We start from the raw sequence: 17,003 nt of genomic DNA on the forward strand, positions 1-17,003 counted from the left end.
GGATACCCTGCCTGGGATGCAGGAAGGCCGGACAGGAGGTGCCGCGATGACGGCAGAGCGGGCGTTGCCGACGCAGGAGGACGTGCTCGGATACTTCGACAAGCTGTCGAACTGGGGCCGGTGGGGCGACGACGACGAGCGCGGCACGCTGAACCACATCACCGACGACGTCCGACTGGCGGCGGCGCGGGCCGTGCGCCGTGGCAGGAGTGTGTCCTGCGCGTGGGAGGTCACCGTGCCGGGGGAGATGGAACGGTCGACGACGACGTGCCCGTACGCCGTGGAGATGCCGGGCGCCGAGAACATGCCGGCCGCCTTCCACGCCGACCGGCGCTGGGGCTTCTCGAACGAGCGACTCGGCATCACGTACCACGGCAACACCATCACCCACCTCGATTCGCCGTGCCACATCTTCTGGGACGGCGCGATGTACAACGGGCGGTCCCACTCGCTGGTCGACGAGGCGGCGGGCTCGGCGTGGGCGGCCGTCACGGCGGCGGCGGACGGCATCATCACCCGCGGTGTCCTGCTGGACGTCGCCGGGGCCCGCGACGTCCCCTGGTGGGAACCGGGCCAGGGGGTGTTCCCCGACGACCTCGAAGAGGCCGAGCGCCGCCAGGGCGTACGGGTGGGTGTCGGCGACGCGGTGCTCCTGCGTACCGGCCACGGGCGCTTCCGGCGCGAGGGGCGCTCGGCCACCGGTTTCGCGCAGACCGGTTGGCACGCGTCCTGCCTGCCGTGGCTCCACGAGCGCGGCGTCGCGCTGATCGCCGCCGACTCCCCGCAGGACGTCCAGCCCTCGGGGTACGACGACGTGTTGATGCCCGTGCACGCCGTCGGTCTCGTCGCGATGGGTCTCTGGCTGCTCGACAACTGCGACCTGGAGGCGTGCGCGACGACCGCCGCCGAACTCGGCCAGTGGGACTTCCAGCTCGCCGTCGCACCGGTCCGCTTCGCCGGCACGTCCGGCAGCCCGGTCAACCCGATCGCCACGTTCTGACCGGTACGCGGGGCACCTGGGGCCCTCAGCGCGGCTGCGCGAGTTTGGCGTCGAGCGCCCCGGTGTCGGCCTCGCCGAGCGAGGAGAGGATGTCCCGCGCCCGCTGCCACGCCAGGTGGGCCGACGGGGCGTCGCCGGCGGCCAGGTGAGCGTCGCCGAGACTCACCAACGCGTCCGCCTCCAACCGGCGGTGACCGATCTCGCGGCGCAGGCGGACAGCGTGCCCGTAGCAGGTGACCGCGTCGGTGAACGCGTCGAGCTGAAGGTGCGACTGCCCGAGGCTGCCCCAGGTGATCGCCTGCCCGAGCACGTTCTCCGCCGACGTGAACAGGGCCAGCGCCTGCTGGCAGCTCTCGATCGCGGCGTGGTGGTCGCCGAGCTGGCCCTGGGACCAGCCCACCGCGTTCAGCGCGAAGGCCTGGCCGGTGACGTGGCCGGCCTGCCGGTGCAGCCGCAGCGCCTCCCGGGCGTGGCCGAGGGCCAACTCGGGCTCGCCCGTCTGGTCGCGGATCCAGCCGAGGTTCAGCTCGGCGCGGGCCTGCCCGGCGAGGTCGTCCAGCCGCCGGTACCGGTCGTACGCCAGCTCCAGGTGGCGCTGCGCGTCCGCGTACCGGTGCAGCGCGATGCCGGCGAAGCCGAGCACCCCGTGGGCGTACGCCTCGGCCCGGTCGTCGGCCAGCCGGACGGCCGCCGACAACGCCGCCCGCAGGCTGCCGGTCCAGTCTTCCCAGTAGCCGCGCTGGTTGAGATAGGTGGTGATCGCCCAGGCCAGGTGGCACGTGTGACGGTCGAAACCGTGGTCGGCGGCCAGCCGCAGCGCCGAGAGCAGCACCGGGTGCTCGTCGGTGAACCACGCCAGCGCCGCGTCCCGGTCGGCCAGTGGCACCGGCGCGACCCCCGGCCCCGGCGGGTCGATCGGCAGTCGGTCCCGCTGCGAATAGAGCAGTTCGTCGGCGGCGTACGCGACGCCGAGGTAGTGGTCGAGCAGGCGGGTACGGGCCGCGTGACGGTCCGCCTCGCCGTCCTCGACCGCCGTCAGCTCGGCGGCGTAAGCGCGCAGCAGGTCGTGGTACGTGAACCGGCCGGGCCGGTGCTCGTTGAGCAGGTGGGCCCGGGTCAGCTCGGTCAGGTGGCGGTGGGCCCGCGCGGGCGTGATCCCGGCGAGGCTGGCCGCCGCCGCGACGGCGAAGTCCGGGCCCGGATGCACGCTCAGCAGCCGGAACAGCCCGGCGGTGGCCGGGTCGAGCGTCCGGTACGACCAGGACATGACCAGCCGCAGGTCGGTGACGGGTTCACCGCCGTCGAAGGCGTCGAGGCGATCGGCCTCCGGGCGCAGGTGCGCGGCCAGGTCCGTCAACCGGAACCCACTGTGGATCGCCGCGCGGGCGGCCACGACCGACAGCGCCAGCGGCAGCCCGGCGGAAGCGCCGACGATGGCGTCGACGGCCTCGGGCTCGGCGGCCACGCGTTCCGCGCCGAGGCGTCGGGTCAGCAGCGCGCGGGACTCGGCCCCGGACATGACGTCCAGGGTGACCGGATGGGCGCCGTTCACGCTGACCAGGCCCAGGAACTGGTGGCGGCTGGTGACGAGGACGAAGCAGCCCGGCGCTCCCGGCAGCAGCGGGCGTACCTGGTCGGCGTCGCCGGCATTGTCCAGCACGACGAGCACCCGTCGGCCGGCCAGCAGGCTCCGGTACCGGGCGACCTGCTCGTCCAGCCCGGTCGACGGGCGGGCCGCCGGTCCCGCGAGAGCGTTGACGAACCCGGCGAGCGCCGTGCTCGGACTGAGCGGGACGCCGCCCGGGTCGAAGCCGCGCAGGTTGACGTAGAGCTGGCCGTCGGGGAAGTGCGCGGCGACGCGGTGCGCCCAGTGCGCCGCGAGCGCGGTCTTGCCCACCCCGGCGGTGCCGGAGACGATCGCGAGCCCCATCGCGGTCGGCTGATCCACCGACCGGGCCAGGATCTCGTCGAGGCGGGCCAGCGCGCCCTCGCGGCCGACGAAGCCGAAACCGTCCGCCGGCAACTGCGCCGGAACGCCACTGGACGGGGGTGGGGTGGGGGCCCCGGCGAGGAAACGGTCCCGTCTCGACCCCTGTAGACCGAAGGCGTCGGCGAGCAACAGCATCGTCGCGGGACGCGGTCGGGCGATCCGCCCGGCCTCCAGGTCCCGCAGGTGACGGACCGACAGCCCGGTCTTCGCGGCCAGATCCTCCTGGGTCAACGCGCTGCTGCGCCGAAGCTCCTGCACGGCCTCCCCGAACACGGAATCACCGTATCGACGGCGCTGAGCGTGGACAATCGGCCATCCGACGTACGATCCGGCACGCACCGCGCCGTGCCGTGACACGGCCGCACGGGTACGGTTTCGATGCCCGACAAACGCCGGGGCGGCAGCGGTCGGCCCGGTGGCGACGGACGGTGGAAGGAGCGACGGTGACGCAGCTGAGAGCACTTGTGGTCCGAGGCGGATGGGAAGGGCACCAGCCGGTCAAGGCGACCGAGTTGTTCATCCCCTTCCTCGAACGCAACGGCTACGCGGTACGGGTCGAGGAGTCGACGGAGATCTACGCCGATGCCGACGAGTTGGCCGGCACCGACCTGATCGTGCAGTGCATGACGATGTCGGAGATCACCTCGGCCCAGGTGGCCGGACTCGCCGCGGCGGTCGTCGCCGGCACGGGCTTCACCGGCTGGCACGGCGGCATGGTGGACGCGTTCCGTGCCTCGGCGGAGTACCTGCACCTGGTGGGCGGCCAGTTCGCCACCCACCCGGGCAAGGAGCCGTGCGAGCGCCACGGTGGGGAGGAGGACAACTTCCTGCCGCACAGCGTGCGCGTCACCGACCTCGGCCGGGAACACCCGATCACCGCCGGCATCGAGGACTTCGACCTGGTCAGCGAGCAGTACTGGGTGCTGCACGACGACCTGATCGACGTCCTGGCCGTCACCACCCACCCCACGCGGGAGTGGCATCCGTGGCACCGGTCGGTCACCTCGCCGGCGATCTGGACCCGCCGCTGGGGCGCGGGCCGCGTCGTCGTGACAACTCCGGGCCACAACCTCGACGTGCTGGAGCACCCGTCGGTACGTACCGTCATCGAGAGGGGGATGGTGTGGGCGACCCGCACGGCGTCGGCATCGTAGGTCTCGGGGTCATCTCCCGCGCGTACCTGGACACCCTCGCGCACCACCCCGCGGTGCGGATCGCCGCGCTGGCCGACCTCGACGAGTCCCGGTCGGCCGCGGCGGCGGCCACGGTCCCCGGCAGTGCGGCGATGAGCGTCGAGCGCCTGCTCGCCCACCCGGACGTGCACACGGTGCTCAACCTGACGATCCCCGCGGCGCACGCCGACGTCTCACGCGCCGCGATCGACGCCGGCAAGAACGTGTACGTCGAGAAGCCGCTCGCCGTGACGTTCCCGGACGGCCGCTCGATCGTCGACCGCGCCGCCTCGGCGGGCGTCCACATCGGATGCGCGCCGGACACCGTCCTGGGCACGGGCACGCAGACGGCGCGTGCGGCGATCGACGACGGCCTGATCGGCCGCCCGATGTCCGCGACGGCCGTCATGGTCACGGCCGGTCACGAGCGCTGGCACCCGCACCCGGACTTCTACTACACCCCCGGCGGTGGCCCCCTGTTCGACATGGGGCCGTACTACATCTCGGCGCTCGTGCACCTGCTCGGGCCGGTCCGCGCGGTGGTCGGGGCCGCCAGCCGCCTGCGCTCCGAGCGCGTCATCGGTTCGGGCCCACGCGCCGGTGAGCACATCCCGGTTCGGGTGGACACCCACGTCACCGGCGTCCTCGAACACGTCGACGGCGCGCTGTCCACGATCACCACGAGCTTCGACGGCATCGCGACGACCGCCGCGCCCATCGAGGTCCACGGGGAGACCGGCACGCTCGCCGTGCCGGACCCGAACTACTTCGACGGCGAGGTCCGCCACTTCGCGCTCGGTGGCGACGAGTGGCGTGCCCTCCAGGCGCGCGCCGGGTACGCCGAGAGCGGCCGGGGGATCGGCCTGCTCGACTTCGTCCTGGCCGATGACCAGCGTGCGCCCCGCGCCGGTGGCGACGTCGCCCTGCACGTCCTTGAGACGATGACCGCGCTGCTGGAGTCGGCGGCGCAGGGCCGCCGGATCGAGCTGACGACGACGCCGCGCCGACCCGTGCCCGTGCCGCTCACCCCGGCGACGCAGTGGAAGGGCGTCGGATAGCCATGCTCCGGGGCTGGCACGGCTGGTTCGGCACCTTCACCGGCGTCGCCCTCGTCACGGTGGTCGTCCTGCCGCTGGCCGCGCTGGCGGTGTGGGCCCTGGCGCGTCGTCGGCGGGCCGCCGGTGACCCGCACGCGTGGCGCAAGTCGGCGGCGGAGGTCGGCATCGCCTACGGGACGGTGCCGTGGGTGTGGATGATCCTCCTGCCGGGGTCGGCGGCCGGCGTCGTCGCCGGTCGGGTGAACCTCGTGCCGCTACGCGATCTGATCACGATCGTCGTCGATGGTGGCCCGTCGAGGGCGACGGGCCAGATCGTCGGCAATCTGCTGGTGTTCGCGGCGCTGGGGTTCTTCGCCCCGCTGCGGTTCGCGGCGTTGACGTCGGTGCGCCGGGTTCTGCTGCTCGGGGCGGGCTGCTCGGTCCTGGTGGAGGCCGCGCAGTACGTCCTGCGGCTCGACCGGGTGTCCTCGGTGGACGACGTGCTGCTCAACGCCGCCGGTGCGGGTCTGGCCGCGCTGGCGTCGCGACGCTGGTGGACGTCCGTACCGGCGGATGCGGTCGCGCGGCGGACGTCAGATGGTGATGACGACCTTGGCCCGCGCGTGTTCGCCCTCGACGTACCGGATGGCGTCGGGCACCTCGTGCAGCGGGTACGTCCGGTCGACGACCGGGGTGAGGCGGCCGGCCTCGACGTGGGCGCGGAGCGTGTCGAGGTGCTGCCGGCCCGGCGTCGTGGTGAGCGTGACGATGCGCTGCCGGACCAGCGGCGCGAGTAGTCGTCCGCGCGCGATCAGCCACACCGGCCCGACGAGGCTGCCGCCGCCGTACACGCCGCCGCCGGAGAGCACCAGCGTCCCGGTCGGTGTCAGCGCGCGCCGCAGGTCGGTGAGGGAGCGGTTGCCGACCAGGTCGAGCACGACGTCGTGGCGGCGTGAGCCGTCGGCGAAGTCGTCCCGGCGGTAGTCGACGACGTCGTCGGCGCCGAGGGAGCGGACCAGGTCGACGTTGCGGGTGCTGCAGACCCCGGTCACGGTCGCGCCGAGCGCCTTGCCCAGTTGCACCGCGAGGGTGCCGACGCCGCCCGAGGCGCCGTTGACGAGCAGGCGCTGACCGGGCTCGACCCGCCCGACGTCGCAGAGTCCCAGGAGCGCCGTGGTGCCGGCCAGTGGCAGGGCCGCCGCCTGCTGGGGGGTCAGGTTCGTCGGCAGCTGTGCGACCTGCGTCTGGGGCACGCACGCGTACTCGGCGAACGCGCCGTTGGCGTCGCCGAGGTCGCCGAAGACCGCGTCGCCCACCCGGATGTCGCGTACGTCGGCCCCGACGGCCTCGACGCGGCCGGCGATGTCCCGGCCGCGGATGCGTGCGCGGGGCCGCGACAGGCCCATCGCCAACCGCGCCATCCGGGGATCGCCGCGCATGGCGTGCCAGTCGTACGCGTTGAGCGAGGCGGCCCGCACCCGCACGAGCACGTCGTTCGGGGCGGGTGTCGGCGTGTCGACGTCGCCGAGAACGAGTGTTTCCGGGCCGCCGTACCGGTCCTGCACGATCGCCTTCATGGCCCCTCCCTGGGGTGTACGGCGTACACCAACGGTAAGTGTACGCCGTACACCTGTCAATGGTGGTTATCGTTCAACAACCGCCGGACAGGACGAGGACGAGATGGTCGAGCAGGCTGAGACGCTGCGCCGTACGCCGTTGAGCAGGGACCGCATCCTGCGGGCGGCCGTCGCGCTCGCCGACGAGACCGGCATCGAATCACTCAGCATGCGCAACCTCGCCCAGGACCTGGGCGTCGTGCCGATGGCTCTCTACAAGCACGTGGCCAACAAGGACGAACTGCTCGACGGCATGATCGACGTGGTCGTCGGCCAGATCGACCCACCCGAGCGCGACACCACCTGGAAGGACGCCATCCGCCGGCGCATCCTCTCGGCGCGGGCGGTGCTGCGCCGGCACCCCTGGGCGCCGCTGGCCATCGAGTCGCGGACCATGGCGACGCCGGCCGTCCTGGCCTACCTCGACTCGGTGGTCGGCACCCTCCGGGCCGGTGGGTTCTCCGCGAACCTCGCACACCACGTCATGCACACGATGGGCAGCCGGGTGCTGGGCTTCAGCCAGGAGCTGTTCGACGACTCCCGCCGCGCCGGTCGGTCCGGAGCGGCCAGCCCCGAACCCGCCGCGGCGATGCCGCCGGAGTTCGCCGCCCGGTTCCCACACCTGGCGGAGATCGCCACCGCGGCGTCCCACGACGACGAGTCGGTCGTGGGGCAGGGCTGCGATGACCAGTTCGAGTTCGAGTTCGCGCTCGACCTGCTGCTGGACGGCATCGAACGGCTGCACGAGCAGGGCTGGGCGTCACCGCGACGACCCCGGTGACGCCGTTTCTTCACCCCGATGTCACCGGTGGAGCCCACAGCTGACGCTTCGGTGTTCATCGGTGCGGGTTGGCTTTCGGCCGTCGCACTGTCTTGATCAGGAGCTGATCCCCGTGCCTTCCTCCCGTCGTACCTTCCTCGCCGGCGGCGCCGCCGCCGGTGTGGGCCTCGCCGTCGCCGGTGGCCTGCCGTCCCTGGCGCAGGCCAGCCCCGCCCGACCGCACTCGCCGGGCGGGGCTGGTCGCGTTCCCTTCCCGCCGCTGGTGGACGACCCCAAGGGGATCCTGGCCCTGCCCAAGGGCTTCCGCTACACGATCGTCACCCGTACCGGCGTCACCCGCCTCGACCGTGGTCAGGGCGTGACCCCGGCGGACCACGACGGCATGGCCGTCTACGACGCCGGACGCGGCCGCTACACCCTGATCCAGAACCACGAGATCGACCCGGGCGCCGAGTTCGGCGTACCGCACGTCAAGGGCACCGTCTACGACCCGGGCGCCGTCGACGCCGGTGGCTGCACGGTGATCACGACCGATCTCGCGGGCCGCAACCTGGGCGAGTTCGTCGCCCTCTCCGGCACCATCTCCAACTGCGCCGGCGGCCCGACCCCGTGGGGCACCTGGCTGACCTGCGAGGAGACCGAGGACCGCGCCGGCGACAGGTGGGAGGAGGGCGACCGCTCCGGCGTCTACGCCAAGGACCACGGGTACGTCTTCGAGGTCTGGGCCGACGGCAGCGCTGACCCGCGGCCGATCAAGTGTCTGGGTCGCTACTCCCACGAGGCGCTGGCGATCGACCGGGACCGCACCCACGTCTACCTCTCCGAGGACGCCGACGAGCCCAACGGCCTCTTCTACCGCTGGTCCGCGCCGCGCGGCGTGAAGCTGGGCCCGGGTGTGCTGACCCGCCTCGCGCCGGACGCCGGTGTCCTCGCCGCCATGCAGATCATCATGGACGACGGTTCCGTGCTGCCGGACGTCGCCTACCTGACCTCCGCCCAGCTCGGCCGCCCGTTCCCGGTCCGGTGGATCGAGGTGCCGGACCGCGACGCGCGGCACACCTCCGTACGCGAGCAGTTCGCCGACGGTCAGGTCACCCGTGGCCGCAAGTTCGAGGGCGTCTGGAGCACCGACGAGGGCGTGTACGTCGTCAACTCCTACGCCTGGGACGAGGGCGACCTGCCGGCCGACGCGGCGCCGCACGACGGCATGGTCTGGTTCTACAGCTTCAAGGACCAGACCATCCAGCTCGTGACGTACTTCCCGCACCAGGCCGCCGCCGAGGAGGGGACGCCGGTCAAGTACACCGACATCACCTTCGACGGCCCGGACAACGTGACGGTCACCCCGTGGGGGAGCCTCGTGCTCGCCGAGGACGGCAAGGGCGCCTCGCACGTGCTCAGCACCATCCCGGGCGGGCCGACGTACGCGATCGCCCGCAACCAGCTCAACGACTCGGAGTTCTGTGGCCCGACCTTCAGCGCCGACGGGAAGGTGCTGTTCGTCAACATGCAGGACCCGGGCCTGACCCTGGCGATCACCGGCCCGTGGGAGAAGTACCTGGGCTGACGACGTGCGCGACGACAGGTGGGGATCGGGCGACGGCCCGGTGCCCACCTGTCGTCTTTTCAAACCTCGGCAGTGCCTGACTATTGTCACGAGTTCGTGTGCACCTCGCATCACGGTCGGTGACTTAGCGCACTGGAGCCCACCGGGCCCCGTCGATGAGACTCGATGCAACGCCGGACGACAGCAGCCGGCCGGAATCGAGAGGCGGCGGGACAGTGGACGAACGCTACGACAGCTACTGCGCCGCGGATCGCCTGTTCTACGACTCGCTCGGCAGCGCCGTCGCGCAGCCGGTCTTTCCGGCCGCCGAGCGGGACATCCCGACCGGCTGGCGTCGTGAGCCGCTCGACGACTGGCTGATCTACGCCCCGGACGGCGGTTCGCTGCCGCAGCAGGGCTGGAAGATCCACGTGTCGGCGGGTCTGGCGAACGCCGAGCGCGTGTTGGACGCCGTCTGGGACTACTGCGTACCCCGGGGCCTGTCCTTCAAGTTCCTCCGAGGGCCCCGCACACTGCTGCTGCGCAACTCCAAGTACGCCTCCCGGGCCGCCAGCGGCAAGTTCGTCACCGTCTACCCGCGCGACGAGGCGGAGCTGGAGCTGGTCTGCAAGGAGCTCGACGAGCTGCTCACCGGCGAGTCCGGGCCGTACATCCTCAGCGACCTGCGCTATGGCGCCGGCCCGATCCACGTGCGCTACGGCGGCTTCGCCGCCCGCTACTGCCACTCGCCCGACGGTCAGGTGGTGCCGGCGATCGAGGACGACTCCGGCACGCTGGTGCCGGACCGGCGCGATCCCGTCTTCCACGTGCCGTCCTGGGTCACCCTGCCCGACTTCCTCGGCCCGCACCTCGCGGCGCGCAGCGGCACCAGCACCGACCAGGTGCCGTACCGGATCGAACGGGTGATCCACTTCTCCAACGGCGGTGGCCTGTACGTGGGCCGCGACCTGCGCACCGACACCGAGGTCGTGCTGAAGGAGGCCCGGCCGCACGCCGGCCTCGACGCCGACGGCGCCGACGCCGTAGCCCGGCTGGCCCGCGAGGCCGACGCCCTGCGGCAACTCGCCGACCTGCCCCAGGTGCCCCGGGTGCACGACGAGTTCGAGCTGGGCGAGCACCGGTTCCTCGCGCTGGAGTTCATCGAGGGTCGACCGTTGAACAAGGTGCTGGTCGACAGGTATCCGCTGATCGACGCGGACGCGACGGACGAGGACCGGGCGGCGTACGCCCGCTGGGCCCGGCACGTCCACGAGCAGGTCGAGTCCCTCATCGCGGCGATCCACGAACGCGGCCTGGTCTACGGCGACCTGCACCTGTTCAACATCATGATCCGTCCGGACGACCGGGTCGCCCTCGTCGACTTCGAGGTGGCCGCGCCGATCGACGGGCACCGCCGACCGGGGCTGCGCAACCAGGGCTTCGCGGCTCCCCGCGACCGGACCGGACCGGCGGTCGACAGGTACGCCCTGGCCTGCCTGCGGTTGGCGCTGTTCCTGCCGCTGACCCAGCTGGTGCGGCTCGCCCCGGCGAAGGCGGCGCACCTGGCCGACGTCATCGCCGCGAACTTTCCAGTGCCGAGGTCCTTCCTCGACCCGGCGGTCGAGGAGATAACCGGCGGCCCGCAGGTGACGGCCGCGCACGACGCACCCGTCACCCGGGACAGGCTGGCGAGCGCCATCCTGGCCAGCGCCACCCCGACACGCGCCGACCGGCTCTTCCCCGGCGACATCGAGCAGTTCCGCAGCGGCGGCCTCAACCTCGCCCACGGGGCGGCGGGAGTGCTGTACGCGCTGCACACCAGCGGCGTCGGACGGTGGCCCGAACACGAGGACTGGCTGGTACGACGGGCGACCGCGCCCCCGTCCGGCACCCGCTGCGGCTTCTATGACGGCCTGCACGGTGTCGCCCACGCCCTCGAGAGCCTCGGCCGCCGGCAGGATGCGCTGGACGTGCTCGACATCTGCCTGCGCGAGCCGCTGGACGGACTCGACCACAGCCTGGCGAGCGGAGTGTCCGGGATCGCGCTCAACCTGGCCGAGTTGGCCGCCCGTACCGGGGAGGTGTCGTTGCGCGATGCCGCGTGGCGGGCCGCCGAGCGGCTGATCGGGCAGCTGCCCGACGATCCCGGCCCGGACATCAGCGGCGGACGCCACCCGTACGCCGGGCTGCTGCGCGGCCGGACCGGACCGGCGTTGACGCTGCTGCGGCTCTACGAGCTCAGCGGCGACGAGGACCTGTTGGGGCACGCCGCCACGGCGTTGCGCCAGGATCTGCGCCGGTGCGTGCTGCGCCCGGACGGCGCCCTGGAGGTCAACGAGGGCTGGCGGACCATGCCGTACCTGGCACACGGCAGCGTCGGCATCGGACTGGTTCTCGATCAGTACCTGCGCCATCGCGACGACGACGGGTTCGCACAGGCCAGCGCGGGGATCCGCCGTGCGGCACGGTCACCGTTCTACGCGCAGACCGGGCTCTTCGCCGGCCGGGCCGGCATCATCACCTACCTCGCCGCCTCAGTTCACGACGGCGACCGCCGGGAGCTCGACGCGCAGGTGGACCGGCTGGCCTGGCACGCGCTGCCGTACCGGGAGGGGACCGCCTTCCCCGGTGAGCAGCTGCTCCGGCTCTCGATGGACTTCGGCACCGGCACCGCCGGCGTGCTGTACGCGCTGACCTGCGCGCGGGACGACAACCCGCCGGTGCTGCCCTTCCTCGCGCCCCTGCCGGGCGCGCAGAGACTCCCCCGCGACAGCGGGGGCGACCGGATCGACGAAGGAATGGAAGGGAGGTGAACGACATGGCGCTTCTGGACCTCCAGGGCCTGGAGATGGCTCCGGCCGACCGCACGGGTGGCGGTAGCCGGGCGAGCCTGCTGCTCTGCGGCGACAGCTCGCTCTCCGTCACGACCTGCAACTGATCCGTCGCACGAACGTGATCGCCCTGGGTGGGTAGACGTGCCCACCCAGGGCGACCGCGTGGCACCGGGAGGAGCGATGTCGACGTTCGACGCGGGGGACCGGTTGCTGCGGCGAACGGTCCTGGCTGGCGGCGGCTGGACCGCCGGGCTCGCGGCGGTCGCGCTCCTGGGCGCGGCCGCCGAACTGTTGCTTCCCGCGGCCCTGGGCCGCGCCGTCGACGCCGCCCTCACCGGAGGCCCGCTCTGGTGGGCGGTGGCCGCCGGCGGCCTGGTCGTCGCCCTCGTCTGCGTCGACGCCCTGACCGACCTGGCCAGCGGATTCGGCGCCGCCCGCGCCACCGCCGGACTGCGCCGCCACCTGCTGCGCCACCTGTTCGCGCTGGACGTGCGTGCCACCCGCCGGTACCCGGTGGGCGATCTCGTCGGTCGCCTGGTCGGCCAGTCCGCCGACGCGGGGCAGGCCGGCAACGCCGTGGTCCTGGCCGCCGTGGCGGTGCTGCCGCCCCTCGGCAGCGTCGTCGCGCTCGCCCTCCTGGAACCGATCCTGGGGATCACCCTGCTCGCCGGCCTCGGCCTGCTCGCCGTCCTCATGCGCGCCTTCGTGGCCGACGCCTCCGCCGCGACGGCCGGCTACCAACGGGTGCTCGGCGAAATCGCCGGCCGACTGCTGGAGTCGCTGACCGGCGCCCGGACCATCGCCGCCGCCGCCACCGTCCACCGCGAGGAGGCCCGCGTGCTGGCGGCCCTGCCGGAGCTGGGCCGGCACGGCCGACGTACCTGGGACCTGCTGGCGCGGGCGAGCGCGCGTACCGCCGCCGTGGCGCCGCTGCTGCACCTGAGCGTCGTCGCGGTCGGCGGGTACGCCCTGACGGCCGGTTGGCTCACGCCCGGTGAACTGGTCGCCGCCGTCCGGTACGCGGCCATGGGCGCCGGCCTCGGTGCGGTCCTCGCCACGCTCAACCACCTGGTGCGCAGCCGCGCCGGGGCGCACCGGGTCGCCGAACCGCTGCGACAGCCCGCCATGACGAGCGGCGACCGGCCCCTACCGCCCGGCGGCGGCGCGCTGCGACTGCGGGGCGTGCGCGTGTACGGCGATGACGGCCGGCCCATCCTGGACGGCATCGACCTGGACGTGCCGGCCGGCGCGACCGTGGCCGTCGTCGGCGCGTCCGGTGCCGGCAAGTCGACCCTCGCGGCCGTGGCGGGACGGCTGCACGACCCGGATCACGGTACGGCGCTCCTCGACGGCGTGCCGCTGCGTGACCTCGACGCGTCGGCGCTGCGCCGAGCCGTCGGCTACGCCTTCGACCAGCCGGTGCTGATCGGCGCGACGGTCCACGACGCGGTCGGCCTGGCGTTGCCGGGCGCCGTCGCGGTGCCACCGGCCGACGCGCGCCCCGCCACGCCGGCGGTTCTGCGGGCGGCCCGTCTGGCGGCGGTCGCCGACGTCATCGACCGGCTGCCCGAGGGGTACCGCACACCGCTGGTGGACGCGCCGCTCTCCGGTGGTGAGACCCAACGCCTCGGCCTGGCCCGGGCGTTCGCCGCCGAGCGGCTGCTCATCCTGGACGACGCGACGTCCAGCCTGGACACGGCGACCGAACACCGGATCACCGAAGCGATCGTCGGGCGCCCCGGCGAGCGGACCCGACTGGTGGTCACCCACCGGGCGGCGGCGGCGGCCCGCGCCGACCTGGTCGCCTGGCTGGACGGCGGTCGGCTGCGCGCGCTGGCGCCGCACCGGCGACTCTGGGCCGAGCCGGACTACCGGGCCGTGTTCGAGCCGGCCGGCGGTGGATCGTGACCCCGCTGACCGTGCGCCGGGTGACCTGGCGGGCGCTGCGGGCCCGCCGAGCTGACCTCGCCCGTCTCTGCGGGTGGTCGCTCGTCGAGGCGTTGCCGGCGCTGCTCGCCGGCCTGCTGGTCGCCCGTGCCGTGGACCACGGCTTCCTGGCCGGGCGTCTCGTCGACGGGCTGGCGTGGTTGGGGGTCCTCGCCGTGGCCGTGCTGGTCGGCGCGGCGGCGACCGGCCGGACGTACCGGAGCCTCGGCGCGGTGGTCGAGCCGTTCCGCGACGAGGTGGCCGCCCAGGTGGTGCGGGGCGCGCTCCGGGACGCCACCCGCGCGGGTGGTCGCCCGGACAGCGCGGCGATGACCCGGCTGACCCACCAGATGGAGATCGTCCGGGACACCTTCGCCGGCCTGCTGATGGTCACGCGTGGTTTCCTCTTCTCCGCCGGAGCTGCCCTGCTCGGCCTCCTCGCCCTCGCGCCGGTGGCGGCGGCGCTGGCCGCCGCGCCGCTGGTCGCCGGCCTGGCCGTGTTTCTCGCCGCTCTGCCGGCCATGGTCGCGCACCAGCGGGCGTACGTCCGCGCGGGCGAGCGGTTGGGCCAGTCGGCCGCGACGGCGCTGGCCGGTCACCGCGACGTGCTGGCCTGTGGCGCCCAGGCGCGCGTGGCGTCCGAGGTGGAGCAGCACGTGTCGGCGCAGGCCGCCGCCGAGCGCACCCTCGCCCGAATGGCGGTGATCCGTAGCCTCAGCCTCGGCATCGGCGGATGGTCACCGCTGGTGGTGCTGCTCGTGGCCACTCCGTGGCTGGTCGAGCGCGGAATGACGGCGGGCGCGGTGCTGGGGGCGCTGATCTACGTGTCCACCGGGCTGCAACCCGCCGTGCACACCCTCGTGCAGGGCCTCGGCGGCGGCGGGCTGCGCTACGCGGTCACTCTGGAGAACATCCTGCGCGTCTATCCCCACCGGCCGGCGCCCACGGGGGAGACTCCCGGCCCGCGCCGGTCGACCAGGCCGGTCGGGGGGTCACCGGCCGCCGAGGTCCGGGGACTGACCTTCCGGTACGGCCCGAGCGCCGAGCCGATCCTGCGGAACTTCTCGCTGACGCTGGCCAACGGCGATCACCTTGCCGTGGTGGGACCCAGCGGCGCGGGCAAGTCCACGCTGGCCGCTCTGCTGGCCGGGCTCGTGCCACCGCAGGAGGGCACGGTCCACCTGGCCGGTGCTCCGGTCGCCGACACCGCGCCGGCCGTCCTGGCCCGGATGCGGGTGCTGCTGCCCCAGCAGGCGTACGTCTTCACCGGCACGCTGGCCGACAACCTCCGCTACCTCCGGCCCGACGCCGACGACGACACCCTGGCGGTCGCCGTCGACGAGCTGGGCGCACGCCCCCTGGCGACCCGCCTGGGTGGCCTGGACGCGCCGGTCGTACCGGCCCAGCTCTCCGCCGGTGAGCGGCAGCTCGTCGCGGCGGTCCGGGCCTGGCTCGCGCCCGCCCCGCTGGCGGTCCTGGACGAGGCGACCTGCCATCTCGACCCGGCGCTGGAGGCGACCGTCGAGGCCGCCTTCGCTCGACGGCCCGGCAGCCTCGTCGTGGTAGCCCACCGGATCAGCTCCGCCCTGCGCGCCGATCGGGTGCTGGTCCTCGACGGCGACGCGCCAACCGTGGGGACGCACGAGCAGTTGCTGACCCGCTCGGCCACCTACCGGGCGCTCGTCGGCTGCTGGGAGGAGCCGGTGACGCCGTCCCCGGCGACCCGGCCGGCCTGACCTCCGCCGGTCAGATCCAGCCCGCCTCGCCCGCCAACCGCACCGCCTCGACCCGGGTGCGCGCACCCACCTTGCGGGCGATCCGAGCGAGGTGGTTGCGGACGGTCCCACGGCTGAGCCCGAGCGACGCCGCGACCTCGGCGACCGGTGCCCCCGCCGCCGTCAGCGTCAACACCTCCCGCTCCCGCTCGGTCAGCGGGTCGTCCGAGTGCAGGGCCGCGACGACGAGGTCCGCGTCGAGGACGGGCTCCCGGCGGGCGAGCCGGCGGATCCCGTCGACGACCCGCTGGGGGGCGGCGTCGTTGCGCAGGATGCCGACCGTCCGGGACGGGCTGAGCATCCCCCGCAGTCGGCGGGCCCGGTGCGGGTGGACCAGCATCAGGATGGGGCACAGGCCCAGGCGACCGGGCACCTCCTCCTCGACCAGATCGAGGTCGGCCACCACCACGTCCGGGCGCTGGGCATGGACGGCCGCGCGGACCGCGTCGCCGCGATCCACCTCCGCCACGACACGGATGTCGTCCTCGGCGGCGAGGACGAACGACAGCGCCCCCAACACCAGGGCCCCGTCCAGAGCGAGCAGGGTACGGATCACGACGAACCTTCCCGCGCTTGCATGACGATCACTCAACGTCAATATTCAAACACGCATTCGTCGGGGCCGCACGGCGACGGGGCGGGCCCGTGACGGACCCGCCCCGATGGCTACAACCAGCCGTTGCGCCGGGCGTGCCACACCGCTTCCAACCGGTTGCGGGCCCCGATCTTGCGCAGGATCGCCGACAGGTGGTTACGCACCGTCCCGTGGGCCAGGAAGAGGCGACCGGCGATCTCCTTGAGTGGCAGACCCTCGGCGGCCATCCGCAGCACGTCCAACTCCCGGGGCGTCAACGGCATCTCCGACGGACTGAGCACCGCCACCGCGGCCGCCGGGTCGATCGCCCGCTCCCCGGCCGCGAGCGCGCGGATCGACCGCACCAACTCGACCAGCGGGCTGTCCTTGCCGACCAGGCCGCGTGCGCCGGCCGCCAGCGCCGCCTCCACGAGGGCCGGGCTCCACCGGGGGCTCATCGCCAACACGGCGGCGTGCGGCGCCTCGGCGCTGATCCGGGCGACCACCTCCACCGGGTCGGGCAGCTCCGGTGTCAGCGCCAGCACCACCACCTGCGGCCTGCACCGGCGGACCGCCGTCAACAGTTCGCCGACGCCCTCGACGTCGGCGACCACCTCCATGTCCTCCTCACGGGACAGCGCGGCGCAGAGCGCTCCGCGCAGCAAACCCATGTCCTCGGCGACAACAACGTGGATCACCGTGTTTCTCCGATCTCAGGTGCACGTCACGACGGTCACCGAACCCGGTGTGTC

At 73.5% G+C, this 17,003-nt stretch carries 13 protein-coding genes and 1 pseudogene; 10 read left to right on the plus strand and 4 right to left on the minus strand.

Features of this window, described 5'->3' with window-relative positions; genetic code table 11:
* The first annotated feature begins 46 nt into the window (after positions 1-46).
* The gene (locus AB0B55_RS00590; protein WP_357169112.1) at positions 47-1,000 is read left to right on the plus strand and encodes a cyclase family protein; all 954 of its coding nucleotides are present in this window, start codon (positions 47-49) and stop codon (positions 998-1,000) included.
* Between the two features lie 25 nt (positions 1,001-1,025).
* Here AB0B55_RS00590 and AB0B55_RS00595 read toward each other — a convergent pair whose 3' ends face one another.
* Positions 1,026-3,263, minus strand: a complete 2,238-nt coding sequence (locus tag AB0B55_RS00595) for a tetratricopeptide repeat protein (RefSeq protein ID WP_357169115.1) — start codon at positions 3,261-3,263, stop codon at positions 1,026-1,028.
* A 170-nt stretch (positions 3,264-3,433) separates the two neighbouring features.
* Here AB0B55_RS00595 and AB0B55_RS00600 point away from each other — a divergent pair, with 170 nt between their 5' ends.
* The 3 genes and pseudogenes from AB0B55_RS00600 to AB0B55_RS00610 form a co-directional block, all read left to right on the plus strand.
* Positions 3,434-4,144: a ThuA domain-containing protein gene (locus AB0B55_RS00600; protein ID WP_357169118.1), complete on the plus strand. Its 711-nt coding sequence runs from the start codon at positions 3,434-3,436 to the stop codon at positions 4,142-4,144.
* Complete coding sequence (locus AB0B55_RS00605; protein ID WP_357125386.1) at positions 4,114-5,220, plus strand: Gfo/Idh/MocA family oxidoreductase; 1,107 nt, start codon at positions 4,114-4,116, stop codon at positions 5,218-5,220. The genes AB0B55_RS00600 and AB0B55_RS00605 overlap by 31 nt, the downstream gene beginning before the upstream one ends.
* A 194-nt stretch (positions 5,221-5,414) precedes the next feature.
* Positions 5,415-5,729 (plus strand): annotated as a pseudogene (locus AB0B55_RS00610) (VanZ family protein); the annotation flags it as partial.
* Positions 5,730-5,792: 63 nt separating this feature from the next.
* Here the strand turns inward: AB0B55_RS00610 and AB0B55_RS00615 are convergent.
* The gene (locus tag AB0B55_RS00615; RefSeq protein ID WP_357125389.1) at positions 5,793-6,776 is read right to left on the minus strand and encodes an NAD(P)-dependent alcohol dehydrogenase; all 984 of its coding nucleotides are present in this window, start codon (positions 6,774-6,776) and stop codon (positions 5,793-5,795) included.
* Between the two features lie 103 nt (positions 6,777-6,879).
* Here AB0B55_RS00615 and AB0B55_RS00620 point away from each other — a divergent pair, with 103 nt between their 5' ends.
* From AB0B55_RS00620 to AB0B55_RS00645, 6 genes are all read left to right on the plus strand, one after another.
* A complete protein-coding gene (locus AB0B55_RS00620; protein ID WP_357125392.1) occupies positions 6,880-7,596 on the plus strand; it encodes a TetR/AcrR family transcriptional regulator C-terminal domain-containing protein in 717 nt (238 codons plus the stop codon).
* A gap of 112 nt (positions 7,597-7,708) precedes the next feature.
* Positions 7,709-9,163 carry an alkaline phosphatase PhoX gene (locus AB0B55_RS00625; protein WP_357169121.1) on the plus strand — a complete coding sequence of 485 codons (1,455 nt, stop codon included), beginning with the start codon at positions 7,709-7,711 and terminating at the stop codon, positions 9,161-9,163.
* Positions 9,164-9,378: 215 nt separating this feature from the next.
* Positions 9,379-11,955, plus strand: a complete 2,577-nt coding sequence (gene lanKC, locus AB0B55_RS00630) for a class III lanthionine synthetase LanKC (protein ID WP_357169124.1) — start codon at positions 9,379-9,381, stop codon at positions 11,953-11,955.
* A 5-nt stretch (positions 11,956-11,960) separates the two neighbouring features.
* Positions 11,961-12,080: a SapB/AmfS family lanthipeptide gene (locus AB0B55_RS00635; protein ID WP_013734295.1), complete on the plus strand. Its 120-nt coding sequence runs from the start codon at positions 11,961-11,963 to the stop codon at positions 12,078-12,080.
* 76 nt (positions 12,081-12,156) lie between these two features.
* Positions 12,157-13,884 carry an ABC transporter ATP-binding protein gene (locus AB0B55_RS00640; protein ID WP_357125401.1) on the plus strand — a complete coding sequence of 576 codons (1,728 nt, stop codon included), beginning with the start codon at positions 12,157-12,159 and terminating at the stop codon, positions 13,882-13,884.
* Positions 13,881-15,638, plus strand: coding sequence for an ABC transporter ATP-binding protein (locus AB0B55_RS00645; RefSeq protein WP_357169127.1), 1,758 nt, complete (start codon positions 13,881-13,883; stop codon positions 15,636-15,638). The genes AB0B55_RS00640 and AB0B55_RS00645 overlap by 4 nt, the downstream gene beginning before the upstream one ends.
* A gap of 10 nt (positions 15,639-15,648) precedes the next feature.
* Here AB0B55_RS00645 and AB0B55_RS00650 read toward each other — a convergent pair whose 3' ends face one another.
* A complete protein-coding gene (locus AB0B55_RS00650) occupies positions 15,649-16,233 on the minus strand; it encodes a response regulator transcription factor (RefSeq protein ID WP_357125408.1) in 585 nt (194 codons plus the stop codon).
* A gap of 110 nt (positions 16,234-16,343) precedes the next feature.
* Entirely contained in the window at positions 16,344-16,949 is a 606-nt protein-coding gene (locus AB0B55_RS00655; RefSeq protein ID WP_357125411.1) for a response regulator transcription factor, read from the minus strand.
* Between the last annotated feature and the right edge of the window lie 54 nt (positions 16,950-17,003).

Source organism: Micromonospora sp. NPDC049107, assembly GCF_040648595.1.
Taxonomy (GTDB): Bacteria; Actinomycetota; Actinomycetes; order Mycobacteriales; family Micromonosporaceae; genus Micromonospora.